15 protein-coding genes and 1 tRNA gene are annotated in these 14,871 nt (G+C 61.9%); 7 read left to right on the top strand and 9 right to left on the bottom strand.

Annotation, left to right across the window (positions count from 1 at the left end):
* Positions 1 to 374 (top strand): hypothetical protein (locus L858_RS0114180; protein WP_022683815.1); only part of this gene is annotated, 374 nt, incomplete at its 5' end.
* An 817-nt stretch (positions 375 to 1,191) separates the two neighbouring features.
* Here L858_RS0114180 and L858_RS0114175 read toward each other — a convergent pair.
* Genes L858_RS0114175 through L858_RS0114165 form a run of 3 tightly spaced genes read right to left on the bottom strand, consistent with a single transcriptional unit; the run spans position 1,192 to position 3,033 of the window.
* Positions 1,192 to 1,746 (bottom strand): LptA/OstA family protein, encoded by a 555-nt coding sequence (locus tag L858_RS0114175; RefSeq protein ID WP_022683814.1) that lies wholly within the window; start codon positions 1,744 to 1,746, stop codon positions 1,192 to 1,194.
* Positions 1,746 to 2,393: a hypothetical protein gene (locus L858_RS0114170; protein WP_022683813.1), complete on the bottom strand. Its 648-nt coding sequence runs from the start codon at positions 2,391 to 2,393 to the stop codon at positions 1,746 to 1,748. Before L858_RS0114170 ends, L858_RS0114175 begins: the two co-directional genes overlap by 1 nt.
* Before the next feature lie 22 nt (positions 2,394 to 2,415).
* Positions 2,416 to 3,033 carry a ribonuclease D gene (locus L858_RS0114165; RefSeq protein WP_022683812.1) on the bottom strand — a complete coding sequence of 206 codons (618 nt, stop codon included), beginning with the start codon at positions 3,031 to 3,033 and terminating at the stop codon, positions 2,416 to 2,418.
* A 244-nt stretch (positions 3,034 to 3,277) separates the two neighbouring features.
* Between L858_RS0114165 and L858_RS22440 the strand changes: the two genes are divergently transcribed.
* The gene (locus tag L858_RS22440) at positions 3,278 to 4,093 is read left to right on the top strand and encodes a cold-shock protein (protein ID WP_028056144.1); all 816 of its coding nucleotides are present in this window, start codon (positions 3,278 to 3,280) and stop codon (positions 4,091 to 4,093) included.
* Between the two features lie 152 nt (positions 4,094 to 4,245).
* Here L858_RS22440 and L858_RS0114150 read toward each other — a convergent pair whose 3' ends face one another.
* Positions 4,246 to 5,841: a hypothetical protein gene (locus L858_RS0114150; protein ID WP_152639831.1), complete on the bottom strand. Its 1,596-nt coding sequence runs from the start codon at positions 5,839 to 5,841 to the stop codon at positions 4,246 to 4,248.
* Between the two features lie 75 nt (positions 5,842 to 5,916).
* Here L858_RS0114150 and L858_RS0114145 point away from each other — a divergent pair, with 75 nt between their 5' ends.
* Positions 5,917 to 6,678, top strand: a complete 762-nt coding sequence (locus L858_RS0114145) for a helix-turn-helix domain-containing protein (protein ID WP_152639830.1) — start codon at positions 5,917 to 5,919, stop codon at positions 6,676 to 6,678.
* A complete protein-coding gene (locus L858_RS21320; protein ID WP_081643362.1) occupies positions 6,665 to 7,093 on the top strand; it encodes a YbjN domain-containing protein in 429 nt (142 codons plus the stop codon). The genes L858_RS0114145 and L858_RS21320 overlap by 14 nt, the downstream gene beginning before the upstream one ends.
* A gap of 37 nt (positions 7,094 to 7,130) precedes the next feature.
* Here the strand turns inward: L858_RS21320 and L858_RS0114135 are convergent, their stop codons facing one another.
* Complete coding sequence (locus tag L858_RS0114135) at positions 7,131 to 8,546, bottom strand: helix-turn-helix domain-containing protein (RefSeq protein ID WP_022683807.1); 1,416 nt, start codon at positions 8,544 to 8,546, stop codon at positions 7,131 to 7,133.
* A 140-nt stretch (positions 8,547 to 8,686) separates the two neighbouring features.
* Here L858_RS0114135 and L858_RS22005 point away from each other — a divergent pair, with 140 nt between their 5' ends.
* Positions 8,687 to 8,857 (top strand): hypothetical protein, encoded by a 171-nt coding sequence (locus L858_RS22005; RefSeq protein WP_193742873.1) that lies wholly within the window; start codon positions 8,687 to 8,689, stop codon positions 8,855 to 8,857.
* A gap of 28 nt (positions 8,858 to 8,885) precedes the next feature.
* On the opposite strand, the gene L858_RS0114125 is transcribed toward L858_RS22005, so the two are convergent.
* The 4 genes from L858_RS0114125 to L858_RS0114110 form a co-directional block, all read right to left on the bottom strand.
* Positions 8,886 to 9,887, bottom strand: coding sequence for an inorganic phosphate transporter (locus L858_RS0114125; RefSeq protein ID WP_022683805.1), 1,002 nt, complete (start codon positions 9,885 to 9,887; stop codon positions 8,886 to 8,888).
* Positions 9,888 to 9,908: 21 nt separating this feature from the next.
* Positions 9,909 to 11,024, bottom strand: a complete 1,116-nt coding sequence (locus L858_RS0114120; RefSeq protein WP_022683804.1) for a DUF47 family protein — start codon at positions 11,022 to 11,024, stop codon at positions 9,909 to 9,911.
* A gap of 100 nt (positions 11,025 to 11,124) precedes the next feature.
* Positions 11,125 to 13,236: a TonB-dependent receptor domain-containing protein gene (locus L858_RS0114115; RefSeq protein ID WP_022683803.1), complete on the bottom strand. Its 2,112-nt coding sequence runs from the start codon at positions 13,234 to 13,236 to the stop codon at positions 11,125 to 11,127.
* A gap of 120 nt (positions 13,237 to 13,356) precedes the next feature.
* Complete coding sequence (locus tag L858_RS0114110; RefSeq protein ID WP_022683802.1) at positions 13,357 to 14,268, bottom strand: LysR family transcriptional regulator; 912 nt, start codon at positions 14,266 to 14,268, stop codon at positions 13,357 to 13,359.
* A gap of 112 nt (positions 14,269 to 14,380) precedes the next feature.
* Between L858_RS0114110 and L858_RS0114105 the strand changes: the two genes are divergently transcribed.
* Positions 14,381 to 14,454: transfer RNA gene (locus L858_RS0114105), tRNA-Gly, on the top strand.
* Between the two features lie 43 nt (positions 14,455 to 14,497).
* Positions 14,498 to 14,680, top strand: a complete 183-nt coding sequence (locus L858_RS21315) for a DUF4169 family protein (protein ID WP_081643361.1) — start codon at positions 14,498 to 14,500, stop codon at positions 14,678 to 14,680.
* The last annotated feature ends 191 nt before the right edge of the window (positions 14,681 to 14,871 follow it).

Raw genomic sequence — 14,871 nt, 5'->3', positions numbered from 1 at the left:
GCGCGACCACCCCCGGCGACTGGCGCTACCAGACCGATGGCGCCGGATCGGCCGCGCTCTTCGGTCCGGGCGGCGACAGCAGCCTCCTCGTCATCCGCTGCGACAGGGCAGGGCGCCGGGTCAGCATCCTGCGTCCCGGCGCCGCGCAGCCGGTGATGACTATCCGCACCAGCTACGGCGCCGTCAGCTGGCCGGCGAGCGCGGCTCCCGGAACGCTGCCCGCCACCCAGGCGGTGCGCGCAGCCAATGATGCGGTGCTCGACCAGATCGCCTATAGCCGGGGTCGTTTCGCGGTCGAGGTCCAGGGGCTCGCGCCGCTGATCGTGCCGGCCTGGGGTGAGGTCGGCCGGGTCGTCGAGGACTGCCGCGCCTAAGCGAATGAATTCAGGCTGGTTCCGCTGAAATCGGTTCACCTCATCGGCGAAACGCGGACGCAGAAGTATGATTCGAAAAAAGAATTTTACAAGTCTTGAAGATGCGGCCCGCCTGATTCACATATCATTTCATAGACGGCGAAGGATCAGTATCCGGGAACGGCTATAGGGGCTTCAACTAGCGAAAGGAGGTGATCCGATGTCTCATGGTTCAGCAATGGGGTCGGTCAAGTCCATTCGGGGAATGCGCCGCTGAGCGACGCCTTCAGCGTCGATTTTGCAGATAATCGGTAAGCCATCCACCGCGCTTTCGCGGACGAGGCGCCATGTCTGCAGGATAGCGCGATTACCATTCTCCTTGGGCGGCACTTCCGGCCGCTGACCATGTCAATGAAGGGCCGTCGGGCGATCTACCCGGCGGCCCCTCTCATGTTCGGGGGTTGAAGATCGAGCGGCTAGAGCGGGTGGAGAGCGACATTCTTCTCTTATCCCTCTCCCTTGAGGGAGAGGGCTGCGCAGGCTTGGCAGCTTGCTGCCTAGCCGTAGCTGGGTGAGGGGGTGATCCGGGGCTAAAGACTGGCCTGTAGCTGCTCCCCCTCATCCAACTTCGCCTAGCTTCACTCCGTTCAGCAAGGCTCCGTATCCTTCTCCCTCCAAGGGAGAAGGAATGTCTTGCTCTGGTCGTTTGCAGAAGGCCAGCTTTCCCCACGACGCTCATGCCGGGGCGCTGAAGCCCGCGGAACGGTAGAGGGCATCCGCGCCTCCAAAAAAAGCTCAGGCAGACGGGTGCGGCGTGCGCACGGCGGCCACCGGACCCTCAATTATTCCGCTGCGGCACCGTGAAGGTTCCCGACACGCGTCCGCCAGCGCGACCCGCCACACCGGGCACGCCGCCGCCGCTCGACCGCCCGTCCACCGTCGAGCGCCCGCTGGTCAGGTCGATCACCAGCCGCCCGCCGGTCAGCCGGTTCGCCCCCTGCGTCAGCGACACATTGCCCAGCATCGTGATCAGCCGGCTGTTGAGGTCGTAGATCGCCACGTTGCCGCGCGCCGTCTCATTGCCCTTGGTCACCACGACATTGCCCGAAGCGTCGATCCGGTCGATCTCGACCCCGCTGCCGTTGCTGCCGCCGCCAGAGCCGTTGCGGTAGGCCACCGTCATCCGCGCCGCGTTCAGCGTCATGCCCGCCTGAGTCACCTCGACATTGCCCGACACCACCACGCGGTCGGCGCGGTCCTGCACCTCGATCCGGTCGGCGGTGAAATTCACCGGCGCGTTGCTGTTATGGTTCTTCAGCACCTGCGCGCCCGCCCCGGCATGGGACAGCGCGCCCAGAGCACCCAGCGTCAGCAGGAGAAGCGGCTTTTTCATCAGTTTCGCCCTTTGAGGCCATTTTGTTCGATGCGCAAGGTCGCCCGCCCGCTCAGCGTCACGGTGCGCGCGGCCATGTCGGCTTCCAGATGGTCGCCGCTGAAGGTGCCGATCGGGATGCGCCCGTCGACCCGCCCGGCGCTCTGCATCCGCCGCGATCGCAGGTCGATCCCCACGTCCCGCGTCGTCAGCCGGTAACCGCCCGCCGCCTGAAACTGCACCGGCCCGTCCACCGCCACCCGCTCCGTATCCATGTCATAGCGTCCCTGCCGCGCATTGAGCAGCGCCGGCCCGTCGGACAGCAATATCCGCGCGGACATATCGCTCAAATGAACGATCGGCTCGCGGCTGTTCTTCTGCACCGCCGATCCCGCCCGCAGCGAGAAGGGCTGCCCCTTGCTGTCCTCGCCGCGATACAGCGCCTCGGTCACGCGCATCCGCTCCTTCGCCACCTCGACCTTGTTCTTGTCGAGCACGAAGCTCACCTTGTCGCTGTTGGTGAAGGGGGCCACCGCCAGCATCGCGCTCAGCACGCCGACCGCGACCGGCAGCCAGTTCTTGAGCAGCGCGACCAGCCGGTCATGGCTCCCCCCCGGCCGGGCCCAATGGCGGCGCACATGACGTTGCTGATCGGCCTGGATGGACATGGGCAGCCTTACTCGTCACCCCTCACATATGGGCGAAGATGTCGATCTCCGGCCATCCGGCCAGGTCCAGTTCCGCCCGGTGAGGGAGAAAATCGAAACAGGCCTGCGCCAGTTCCATCCGCCCCTCGCGCACCAGCCTTTTGTCCAGCTCCGCCTTCAGCGCATGGAGGTAGCGCACGTCCGACGCCGCATATTCCTTCTGCGCGTCCGACAGCGCCGGCGCGCCCCAGTCGCTCGACTGCTGCTGCTTGCTGATCTCCTGCCCCAGCAGTTCGCGCACCAGTTCCTTCAGGCCATGGCGGTCCGTATAGGTGCGGATCAGGCGCGAGGCGATCTTGGTGCAATAGACGGGCGCGGCCACCACGCCCAGATAATGTTTCAGCGCGGCGATATCGAAGCGCCCGAAATGATAGAGCTTCAGCCGCTCCGGATCGGCCAGCACCGCGCGCAGATTGGGCGCGGTATAGTCGCTGCCGGGCTTGAAGCGCACCAGATGCTCGTCGCCCTTGCCGTCGCTGATCTGCACGACGCAGAGGCGATCGCGCGGCGTGATCAGGCCCATGGTTTCGGTATCGACGGCAACAGGGCCGGGGGCCAGCACGCCTGCGGGCAGGTCTTCTTCATGGAAATGGACGGTCATGATTCCCCTCTATGGGCAAAGCGGCCATATCGCAATCGCGCTTTCAGGGGCGAACAAAAGGAGTCTCGCCCGCCGCAAAGCCGCCATTTTCGGGCCTTTGGAGCGCCTCAAAAATCATTCGCGCTCCCTTGAAAAGTTGATATAGTGAGTCCCAAACCGCTAGTTCGCGGTGGATTCTGCATGTCATTCGCCCGACATGTTTGTCCGGTTTAGTCTGGGGCGAAGCGAAAGTGACCAACAGGGCATGAGTTTTGATAGAGGTCGCCGCGGCGGGCGCGGCAAGGACAAGCGCGACGGTTTCGGCGGCGACGATAATTTTTACGGCGGTGATCGCGGCGGTTTCGGCGGTGGTTTTGGTGATCGTGGCGGCTTCGGCGGTGGTGACCGCTTCGGTGGCGGCGGTGGCTTCGGCGGTGACCGTGGCGGCTTCGGTGGCGGCGGCGGTGGTCGCGGCGGCTTTGGCGGCGGTGGCGGCTTCGGCGGCGGCGGTGGTGGTTTCGGCGGCGGCCGTGGCGGCGGCATGCCCGCCCAGGTCGTTGGTGAAGGCACCGGTACGGTCAAGTTCTTCAACGGGCAAAAGGGTTTCGGCTTCATCGTCCGCGATGACGGCGGCGAGGACGTGTTCGTCCACATCAGCGCTGTCGAGCAGGCCGGCCTGACCGGTCTTGCCGAAGGCCAGCAGCTCGGCTTCACCCTGGTGGATCGCGGCGGCAAGGTGTCGGCGACCGACCTCAAGATCGAGGGCGAACCCCTCCCGGTCACCGACCGCGCTCCCCGGGAGCCGCGCGCCGGCGGCTTCGGCGCCCCCGGCGGCGATCGCGGCCCGCAGCGCCAGCTGACCGGCGAACGCGCCAGCGGCACGGTCAAGTTCTTCAACGCCATGAAGGGCTTCGGCTTCATCCAGCGCGACGACGGCCAGCCCGACGCGTTCGTCCACATCAGCGCCGTCGAGCGGGCCGGCATGGCCGCCCTCAACGAGGGCGACCGTCTGGACTTCGAACTGGAAGTCGACCGTCGCGGTAAGTACGCTGCCGTAAACCTACAGTCGAAGGCCGACTAAAAGGCCTAGACTGCCCGCAATTGCGGAGAGGATAAGAAGGGTCCGCCTGCCCGGCGGGCCCTTTTTTTGTTGAGGTTCAAGAGTGAAGGGCGGCGATGGTTCGCCATTGCCGCCCGGCCAGCCATTTCAAACGCTATTTTTAAAGTGTCATTCTATACAGCGGCGCCGTCATACGCGGTCCAATTACGGAGCCAGTCTCGCACTTCCAAGACCGGGGTGTCGCTGTGGTCAAGTGGAACGGCGATGTGCTGTTTCAGCAAGGTGCCAGAGCTTCCGTCAAGGAAAAGTCCGATGCCGCATGTGCTGTATCTCACATATGGGTAAGCTGCATCGCTTGATCGCTCACGATCGATCACTTCATTGTTCCAGTGGGTCATCGCCATGCTGTTGGTCACCATCACGCGGCTGGCGCCGGTTTTCGCTGCGCGCGCTGAGCGGTCAATGATCCACGGTGGCGTGCCGGTCTGCGTCCAGCAGGTAGAGCCGTCCATTATTGGCGAATACAGCCAATCTATCTGGACATTCTCAAGCAACCAATGCCCAGGTTGATCTTGGTTCATGTCTGCGCAGATCAGCGCAAACAACCTGCCTATTCCATCGAGATCAGTGACCGTGATGGTCCGCCCGGGAGGTGTGTCCTCGTAAAGCAGGGCGTGGCCGGACGAAGCCGGACACCGCGCTTCGATATCGAATCTTGATAGCGCTCCCCGTCCGAGGTTCCAATGGCGTAACTTATCCTGCCGTAACACGACATCCCCATTGATATCCAGGATGATGATGTAATTACTGGCTTGGCCGGTTATTCCCGGCGCTGCTGTCACGCCAGCCATCACAAAGCGCAAGGCTGGTGCACGGTTGTGCGTAAGTACATATTCAGCACGAGCATCATCAATGCTCCTGGAAAGCCGATCTAGATTGGCTTCGTCGACAGTCATTTCGGGCATAAGAAGAACATGCGCATTGCGATCAACCGCAAGAGCTACGGCTTCGTCGAGCCTTTGCGGTGGGTAAGCCGGCAAGAAACTGTACCGATTGCCGCTGACGGACATGTGAACGTCTCCCGGTGCCTCGATCATCGGTGCTATAGCCACCATGAGAGTATTGCCGGGGACAAGCGACGGATTATTCGCCCTAACGATCTGGTAGGCAACATTTATCGGGTATTGCCTAGCTGACGTTGAGTCGTCGTCAGGATCCACTACAGTTAATTGCGGAGGCAGATATGCGGTCACGTCGAGCAATCTGGCGATGATCCCCATCTGTTCACCGGGGGGCAGCAATTCCTCGCCCGTTGGGGTAAGCGGGCGACCCCAAGCCTGACCCAATATCAACAGGCCCTGCGTTCGATCCTCATTGAGGCGAGGATCATCTTCGAACAATCTGTCAAAGGCCAAGTGATGATCATCAAGGCGGCGCATCAACGCTGCATTGGAAGGAATGATAGGGGAGTGCCATCGATCCAGCCGCTGAATCTGCTGCACCAGATCGATCATCTCCCTCACATCACGTGGAAGTTTTTCGGGCACCTTCCCGCCGAGGTTGATGATCACATCAGAGCAGATGGCTTTACCGGATAGAGAGAACTCCTCGTCGGGAGCCGTCGCCACTGAACTGTTTAATTCTTCGATGGCGGCTTCGATGAGTGATATCGTGGCTGAATCACGCGCCTCAAAAACTAATCGAGCGAGCCGCGCCAAAACGTCAGGAGGCGACCGGTCCCACTGAAACGTCTGCATTCCTTGGGACAAAATTTACCTCCCCATCTTACAATTGACTACAATTGCGACTAACCATGCACCATATACCCGTCTGGAGATGATCGCGTGAGCCTGCTGGACTCGGTAACCCGATTTGAAGAAAAATTACATGAGGCAATCTTTGCCCGGCGATGGCGCGCAGCAGATGTAAGTGTTGATCGCTTGAGAATGGCACTGCTGGAAGCGGTGGTAAGCGGGGACTCTGAGATCATTTCTCGGATACAAGATATCTTTTTCAACGCTGGACAGATTGTCGAGCTACGGGACAGGCTAAAGCTCGCAGACGATGCTGTCGGCATGGCGCATCGACTTCGGGCGGATGCCGGGAGTGCTGTTCTTGCCGGGCGGATCAGGCCCCTGATGTCTGCGGAATCCGATGCCGTTGAGACAGGAACGTTGCGAGATAGAATATTGGAGACGCTACGCCAATCAAACCGGCCAATGAGTAATTCTGACCTGTGCGCGAAGCTTGGCAAGGATGCGCCAACCGTTTCTCGGGCGCTGAAGGTTCTCTACCATGAGGGGTGTCTGCGCCAGTGGAAAGCGGGCAGCATGCGTTTCAACGCCCTCACTGAGAAGGGGCGGGGTAGGTTGTCAATGATACAGAGCCTGGTGAATGCCAAGGAGCTCGTGACAACTCGATCGCACTCAGTTCCGTACCCCCTCAACGAGGTACGCATGTCATCGTGGCTGGAAGGGAATGCACCGCACAAGCATAAGAATATTGGGGACGTGGATGCAATTGAGGTGGCGGCACCTCATGTCACTGCTGAGATGAAGCAAAAACTTTCGTCTAAGTTGGGTAAGGTGGAATATGTCGCTAACTAATGAAGAGGCAGCGCCGCTCGTCAACCTTTTGCAGGATTTGGGATATAAGGCTCTCTTTAACCTAAAAAATTCCTGCATTCAATCTCGTATGTCCGGTCTCGATATCTTGGTATTCTACGGTCCAAATAAATCGATTCAGTTTTTTTGTGGTATGACCCTCGATGAAAATGCGGCATTCGGGCTTGAGGAAGTAAATGCCGCCAACAGAAAATTTCGGTTCGCCAAGTTCTATCTTGACGATGAAAATGACTTGGCGCTCGAGATGGATAGCCTTTTCGATGCTTCTCGAGAAGGTGCGCGGGAGGATTTGAGCGCTATTGTTCTCCTTTGGGAAGGTTCTCTCGGCTTGATGAAGGAGGAACTCACGGCTGCCCGCCAGCGTGATCGTAAGAGCGCTGATGCGGCGAAACCATGAGCGATGTAAGGCCGTCAAAATATTTGAGCCAACCGCCTCAAACCCGCCGAAACGGAAACGGCGCCACCGTCCGCTCATAGCCATGCAAATCCAGCGCCCGCGTCACCGGGGGCAAGGCGCGGTCCGGGCAGGCGCGGCGTTCGCACAGGTGGCAGGTCGGGCCGACCCCGGCAGCGGCATCCTTCTCGACATCGATCCCGTCGGCATGGACGATCCGGCCCCCATGTTTCGCTTCGCAGCCGATCGCGATCACGGAGCGGCCTCGCGCGCCTGACGCGTCGTCGGCTCGCAGCGCCACCGCGAAGCTCAGGAAGCGCCGCCCGTCCAGCGTCTCGATCAGCTGCGTCTGCACCTTGTCCGGCTCGCCCGCGTCATGCGCGTCCCAGCGCGGGCAGGTGCCGCCCAGCTTCGCGAAGGGCCAGGCCTCGCCCTCGAACCGCTTCGACACGATCCCCGCCCGGTCCAGCTTCGCCATGAAGAAGGGCACGCCTCGCGCCCCCGTGCGGCCAAGGCTGGTGAGGCGATGCGCCAGTTGCTCCACCGATACGCCGAAGCGCGCCCGCAGCAGCGGCAGATCGTAGCGGCTCTGCTCCGCCGCCTGCCGAAACCGGTCATAGGGCATGATCAGCGCGGCGGCGGCATGGTTGGTGAAGGCGATGGCGGCAAGGCGGCGGCTGTCCTCGTCGGGCGGCGCGGCCCGCGCGACCTGCGCCGCGATCGCGTCCGCCATCTCCTGCGAACAAAGCTGGTAGGCGAGCGCGAACAGCCGCCCCGACGCAGGCAGCCGCTCGTTCAGCAGCAGCCGGCGGCGGTGCATGTCATAATGGCGCAGCGTGCCGGCCAGCACATCCTCCCGCACGATCTGCGTCGCCATGCCGTGCCGCTCCTTGAGCCGCGTTCGGATCGCCGCCTGCAGGCTCGCCGGATCGTCCCCCAGTTCGGGGTTGAGCGCTTCCGCGGCGGCATCCAGTTCGGGAAAATGATTGCCCGCCCGCGCGATCGTCTCGCGCAGCCAGTCGAGCGGCGCATGCAGCGGCGCGGCCATGCCGCTTCCGGGCGCGCTCGCCATCTGTTCGGGCAGCCGCCGCAGGTCGCTCAGCGCCCGGTAGAAGCGGCTGATCGCCTCGCTGACGCCGGGGTAGTTTTCCGCGACCTCCAGCGCCTCGTCGCGCGGCACGCCGATGTCCCGCACCAGCGCGTCGGACAATATCTCGGTCAGTTCCCGCGCCGCGCCCTCCTGCGTGCTGGCGACGAAGGCGCGAATGTCGATGTCATAGGTGTTGGCAAGCCGCAGCAGCATCTGCGCCGTCAGCGGCCGCTGGTTGCGCTCCAGATGGTTGAGATAGCTGGGAGACACCCCCAGCTCCTCCGCCATCCGCGTCTGGTTGATCCCCAATTCCCGCCGCAACACCCGCAGCTTGGGTCCCAGATAGAGCTTCCGATCATCCGCCATTCTGTCATCTTGTCATGCTATGACAATATGAACAAGGGTTGTTGTGACAAGGCCGCACTAATCGCCCTTACCTCACCGGATCATTCATGGTTTCTGAGCGTCATCCGATCTTCCCGACCGCCAGAAAAAAGGAATCGACCATGTCAGAAACCACCGAAGCGCCCCAGCCCGCCCGCTCCCGCGCCGTTTTCTCTCAGGAGGATTTCGGCCTGATCCGCACCGCTATCGCCCATTATCTGCGCGAAGTTCAGGACCAGCCGGAATCGGTCAAATATGCCAATCTTTACCACCGCCTCGGCCGGGTGAGCTAATCAAATCAGGGCGCGGGAAACCGCGCCCTCAGAACAGCAGCGTCAGCCAGTAGAAGGCCGCTCCGATCGCCGCCGCCGCCGGCAATGTGATCACCCAGGCGACCACGATGCTGGACGCCACATTCCACCGCACCGCCGACAGCCGCTTCGAAGCGCCAACGCCGACGATCGCCCCGGTGATGGTATGGGTCGTCGACACCGGCACGCCCAGATGGGTCGCCAGGAACAGCGTCATCGCCCCACCTGTCTCCGCGCAGAATCCCTGCGCCGGGGTAAGCCGCGTGATCTTCGAGCCCATGGTGTGGACGATCTTCCATCCGCCCAGCAGCGTCCCGATCCCCATCGCCGCCTGACAGCTGATCACCACCCAGAAGGGCACATGAAATCCTCCTGTCAGCATGCCCTGCGAATATAGCAGCACCGCGATGATCCCCATGGTCTTCTGCGCGTCATTGCCGCCATGCCCCAGCGAGTAGAGCGAAGCTGACACCAATTGCAGCTTCCGGAACACCCGATCCGCACCCTGCGGCGTGAAGCGCCGAAAGACCCAGCTGATGATCAGCACTAGCAGCAGCGCCAATATCAAGCCGATGGCCGGCGACAGCACGATCGCCGCGCTCGTCTTGAACACCCCGCTCCACACCACCGCGGCCAGCCCCGCTTTCGCGGTTCCCGCTCCCAGCAGCCCGCCAATCAGCGCATGACTACTCGATGAGGGTATACCCAGTCCCCAGGTGATGAGGTTCCAGGCGATCGCTCCCATCAGCGCGCCGAAGATCACCTGCGGATCGATGATGCTCGCTTGGACGATCCCCTTGCCCACCGTCTCCGCGACATGCAGCCCGAAGAAGAGGAAGGCGATGAAGTTGAAGAAGGCGGCCCAGGCCACCGCATATTGCGGCTTCAACACTCGCGTCGAGACGATGGTCGCGATCGAGTTGGCCGCATCGTGCAGCCCGTTCAGAAAGTCGAACGCCAGCGCGACGCCGATCAGCGCGACCAGCAGCGGAAAGGCTATATGGGCTTCCATGGGATTTGTGCTCTGGGGCGATCAGGCGTGGTCGATGACCAGGCCGGAAATCTCGTTGGCGACGTCCTCGAACCGGTCCGTCACCTTTTCCAGATGGCTGTAGATTTCGTTGCCCACCACGAAATCCATCGGATTGCCCTGCCGCGCCTGAGCGTAGAGCGCCTTGAGCCCCGCTTCATGCAGGATGTCGGCATGCCCCTCGAGCTTCACCAGCCGTTCGGTCAGGTCGTGCAGCCGCACCGAATTGAGGTTGAGCGAGCGCAGCAGTGGCATCGCCTCCGCCGTGATGCGCGCGCACTCGACGATCAAGGCGCTCATGTCCTGCATTTGCGCGGGGAATTCCTTCACCTCGAACAGCGCGATCGCCTTGGCGGTCTGGTTCATCTGGTCGATGGCATCGTCCATCACCCCGATCAGCCCCGTGATCGCGCTGCGATCGAAGGGGGTGACGAAGATGCGCCGCACGTCCTGCAGCACTTCGCGGATGATGTCGTCGGCGTCATGCTCGCGGTCGGAAATCTCCTTGATGTGTGCGTCCATGTCGGGACCGCCCTTCAGCAGCTTGGCAAGCGCATCCGCGCCGGCGACCAGTGTCGAGGCATGATCCTCGAACTGCTCGAAAAAACGCCCCTGCTTGGGCATCAGCGCGTGAAACCAGCGCAGCATTCCAGTCCTTTCGCTTTGCCATTCCTTGATTCGCAGCAACGTCCGGACGAACAGGCCCGGATCGACGGGCGGCTCGCGAAAGGCGGCGATGATGGATTGTAGATCGGGTTCGTCGACGGCCTTTGCAGCTTCAGCTACGGGAAACCAGCGAAGCTCCCGCTGACCCTGCTCGGGCCATTGCGCCAACTGGCCGGTCACCGCAAGCGGGAAAACCTCCACCGTCGCCTCGCGCACATCGCCGCGCCGCCGCTTTTTGTCGTAACGGTAGCGGCCGATGGGGGCCGGACAGGCGATCCCCTGTATGCCGGCCTCTTCATAAGCTTCCAGCTCAGCCGCGCGGTGGCCCGCCATACCCTTGATCCGGTTGCCCTTGGGAATGACCCAGCGCCGCGTCTCGCGCGAGGTAATCAGCAGCACCCGCATCGAGCCGTCGGCATCGCTGCTATAAGGAAGGGCGGCAATCTGACGCATCAGCCGCCCTTCTGCACCCGCAGTTCATCGATATCAGGCCACAGCTGATCCATGCGCGCCTTGTAACGAAATTGTCACATCGCGCAATCAAGCAGGTTGGTCAGATCGACAGGCGCGCCGTGATGCGGATGTCGCGGCCCGCGAGCGGCGCATAGTCCTTGAGGAAACTGGCATGCCGCCGTGCCTCCACGTCGAAGATATTGTTGGCTGACAGCATGATGGTGGTGCGGTCATTGCCCTTGAGCAGCTTGAACGACAATGAAGCGTTCACCAGCGTGAAGCCCTCGGTGGGCGTCTCCGTATCGGAAATCCGCCGCTGGGCGAAACTATGCTCAACCTCGCCGCGCAACGTCATGCGCTCCCCCTGCATCTCAACCCCGCCCAGTAGCCGCAGCGGGGGAATGCGTGGCGCTGGGCCGGACCCCTTGATCGTCGCGCGTACATAATCCGCAACGCCATCCAGCTTCACGGCATAGCCGCCCACCTCTCCCAGCTTCAACGATCCTTCGGCTTCGAAGCCGAGATAACGGGCGTCCGCCTGGAAATTCTGAAAGCAGGGAAAGTCCAGGATCCTGCCGCCATTCGCGGCCATGCAGGCGCTATCATCGACCAGAGCGTCATAGATATAGCCGTCGAACCAGTTGTGATAGGCGGACAGCACTAGACTGTATCCCGTGCCCTGACCCCGCAACGTACCTTCAACGCCCCAGCTTTTTTCCAGCCCGAAATTTGGATTGCCGAGTTCAAAGGCCTGTGTTCCCGCATGATTGCCGCGCGCGAACAGTTCCTCGGCGGAGGGCGCACGCTCGGTGCGCGCGAGGTTGAGGCCAAGGCGCCAACCCGGCGTCACTTCCTGGCTGAGGCCGAGCGAGCCCGAAAAAGCGTCGAAGTTGCGGTGATAGGCAGGGTTGAGCAATGTCTCGTCGGCATCCGCGCGCACGCGGCTATGTTCGTAGCGGCCGCCGAGTTCGAGGCGGGTCGTGCCGAGGTCGAAGGACTGGAGCGTGAAAAGGCCAAGCTGTTCGGTTTCATTGCGCGGCAGGAATTTCTCCTCCCCCACCACATGAAAGTTGCGCGCGAAGAATTGGGCGCCGATCGCGCCATCCCATCCGCCGCGCTTGGCCTGGACGAGTTCAAGCCGGGATTCCATCGACTGGTTGTAGAATGTGGTGCCGACTGCGCCTGACTCTTCGATCTCCTGATGCTGATAATCGGCGAAGCCCGCGCGCAGCCTGATCGACTCCAGAAATCCGCCATTGACGGGCAATTCGGCGCGCAGGTCAGCGCGATCCTGCTTCATGTGCAGCCGGACCTGTTCCGCCTCGCCCCCCGGGATGAGGGCATAGCGCACGGGGACGCCATAGAAATTGTCGGTATGCGCGATCGAGAAGCCCAGATTGCCGCCATCAGTGATAAGCGCCGCGCCACCGGCCACTTCCCATGTCCGCGCGGCGCTGTTGGGCAGTTTGCCGTGTAACGTGGCGAGTCGCTGGATATCAGGGTCACCGCTAGCCGCCGCTTGAGCGCGCAACGCGGGCGTCAATATGGAGCTGCCGGTGTCGAGGTCGCCCGTTTTCGAATAGCTGCCGTCGAAATGGACCACGACCTTTCCGCCGATCGGCGCTTCGATCTCGCCTGATGCCGTGCGTTCATCGGCGGCGCTCCCGTAGGTGGCGATCCCGTCGATATGGACGGGCTCATCGGGTACGCGACGCGGAATGCGACTGTCGATGACGTTCACGACGCCGCCGATCGCTGATGATCCATAGAGAAGGGCGGCCGGACCGCGCAGCACCTCTATACGGTCCGCGGTAAGCGGATTGATCGCGACCGCGTGATCGACCGACGTATTGGAAACGTCAAAGCTGCCGATGCCGTCAGTCAGGATGCGGACGCGCTCACCCTGGAAACCTCTCAGGACTGGCCGCGAAGCATTGGGTCCGAACGAGGTCGATGACACGCCGGGCTGGTGCGCCAGCGTGTCGCCGATGGTGGGGCGCAAAGCCCGGGTCAGTTCCTGCCCGGAAACGACCGAAGTGCCCGACAACACGTCGCCCTGCCGGCGAGGGATGATGGCCGTGACCACGATATCCGCGCGCTCATCATGATAAGCCGGGGGCAAACTGTCCGACGCCTTTTGGGCGAACCCAGGCAGGGCGATGCCTGCGAGGGATAGGGCGCAACCGCAACGCAATAATTTGATATCAGGCATCGAACGCGTGACCTCGAACCAGCGGGAGAAGTGCTGCTCGCCTATCTGAAATGATATAGCATATCAATGCGAAAGCAACGAAAGCTTGAAGGGTGCCGCAAAAAGGGCGCGGCCTGTCTCTTAGAGAAAGAGGAAGTCCGCCAGGGCCATCGCCGCCGCAGGAGCCTCTGGCCGCACCGCCTGCCGTATCTCGACCGTCGGCAGCGGCCGTTCCAGCGCAATCCGTCTGATCCCTGCCATGCGGCCAAGATCCCGGGCCATCGGTCCAAATGCCGCGAAGCACCCGGCCCCTTCCCGCAGTATCGTGATGATGTCGAACAGATTGTCGGTTTCCAGAACCGGGGCGCCCAACCTTATGACGGCGCTCTCCAGCGCATCATCGATGATGCGGCGCAGGCCGTTGTGGCTCTCCATCATCAGCGTCGGCGTGATCGCCAGTTCCTCCATCACCACGCTTTCGCGGAGCGCTAACGGGTGGTCCGCTCCGGCGTAGAGATTGATCTGTTCCGACCAGCCATAGCGCGATGGCAACGCCGGGCCTTCGCCCAAGGCGTAGAAATAGGCGATATCAGCCTTGCCGCGCCGCAGGGCCAGCTCGGCCTCGTCCGCCAGATGGACGGTCAGGTCGAGCGTTATGGCGATGTCTTCATTGGCCGCTTCGAAGGCGGCAAGTGCATCCTGGAAATGCCCGAACACGGGAGCGGGGGCCGTCAGGATGATCGTTTCCCTGTCGGGCAAGTTCGACGAGGCAACCGGGCGGTCTTGTGCTTGTTCCGCATCGGCGCTCCATCCCTCCGCCTCGCCCTGGGACAATAAGGTCATCGCCTGTGCGGTCTTCTTGCCCGCCGCGGTCAACGTGCCGTCTGTCGTGATATCTTCGAAGAGCCGGTAACCAAGGCGCATTTCCAGGGAAGCCAGGTCCCGCGCGACATCGTCCGCAGTCATGCCCAGATCGCGGGCGCAACGAGAGATGCTGCCCGACGCCACCATCTGCGCGAATAGGTTGAGCTGGCGCAGGGAAGGGGTCGGCATATCGCCTGATAGTCCAAATAGGGCGCGGGGTTAAGGTCGATCTTCAGCGAGAAGGCTGCATTGCCATATTGACGAACCGCCTCGATTGATGGCAGTGCGCTTCGCCTGACGGGCGGGTATAGCTCAATGGTAGAGCACTAGCCTTCCAAGCTTGTGATGCGGGTTCGATCCCCGCTACCCGCTCCAGTCCTTCAGCCCGATCAGTGCGAACAGCTTTTCAGGAGCAGCGATGGGCGACGTCGTCAATCTTCGACAAGTGCGAAAGCAGAAAGCGCGGGCCAGCAAAGAGCGTGAGGCTGAGGCCAATCGGGCGAAATTCGGGCGGACCAAGGCGGAGCGAGACTCGCAGTCGCGAGAAGAACAGAGGAAGAAGAGTCTCCTCGACGGCGCAAAGCTGGGTGGAAATGAATAGAATTTTGATGTGCTGGGCAAGCAGATCGGCACAGCTGACAAGCATCGCTGCCGAAGGTGGCGGGTTTGCGTATGAATATCCGTTAATTTTCCGGTATATGTTAACGGCTTGCCGATCTTAAAGCTCGATTTATCGTGAATGTTGCAGCTGCGTAGCGGTCGATTTAGATGGGCATGTGTTGATGTCGAACT

The organism is Sphingobium bisphenolivorans, assembly GCF_000412635.1.
Taxonomy (GTDB): Bacteria; Pseudomonadota; Alphaproteobacteria; order Sphingomonadales; family Sphingomonadaceae; genus Sphingobium; species Sphingobium bisphenolivorans.
The sequence above is the reverse complement of the archived record's forward strand: the minus strand, read 5'-3'. Positions and strand labels throughout refer to the sequence as shown.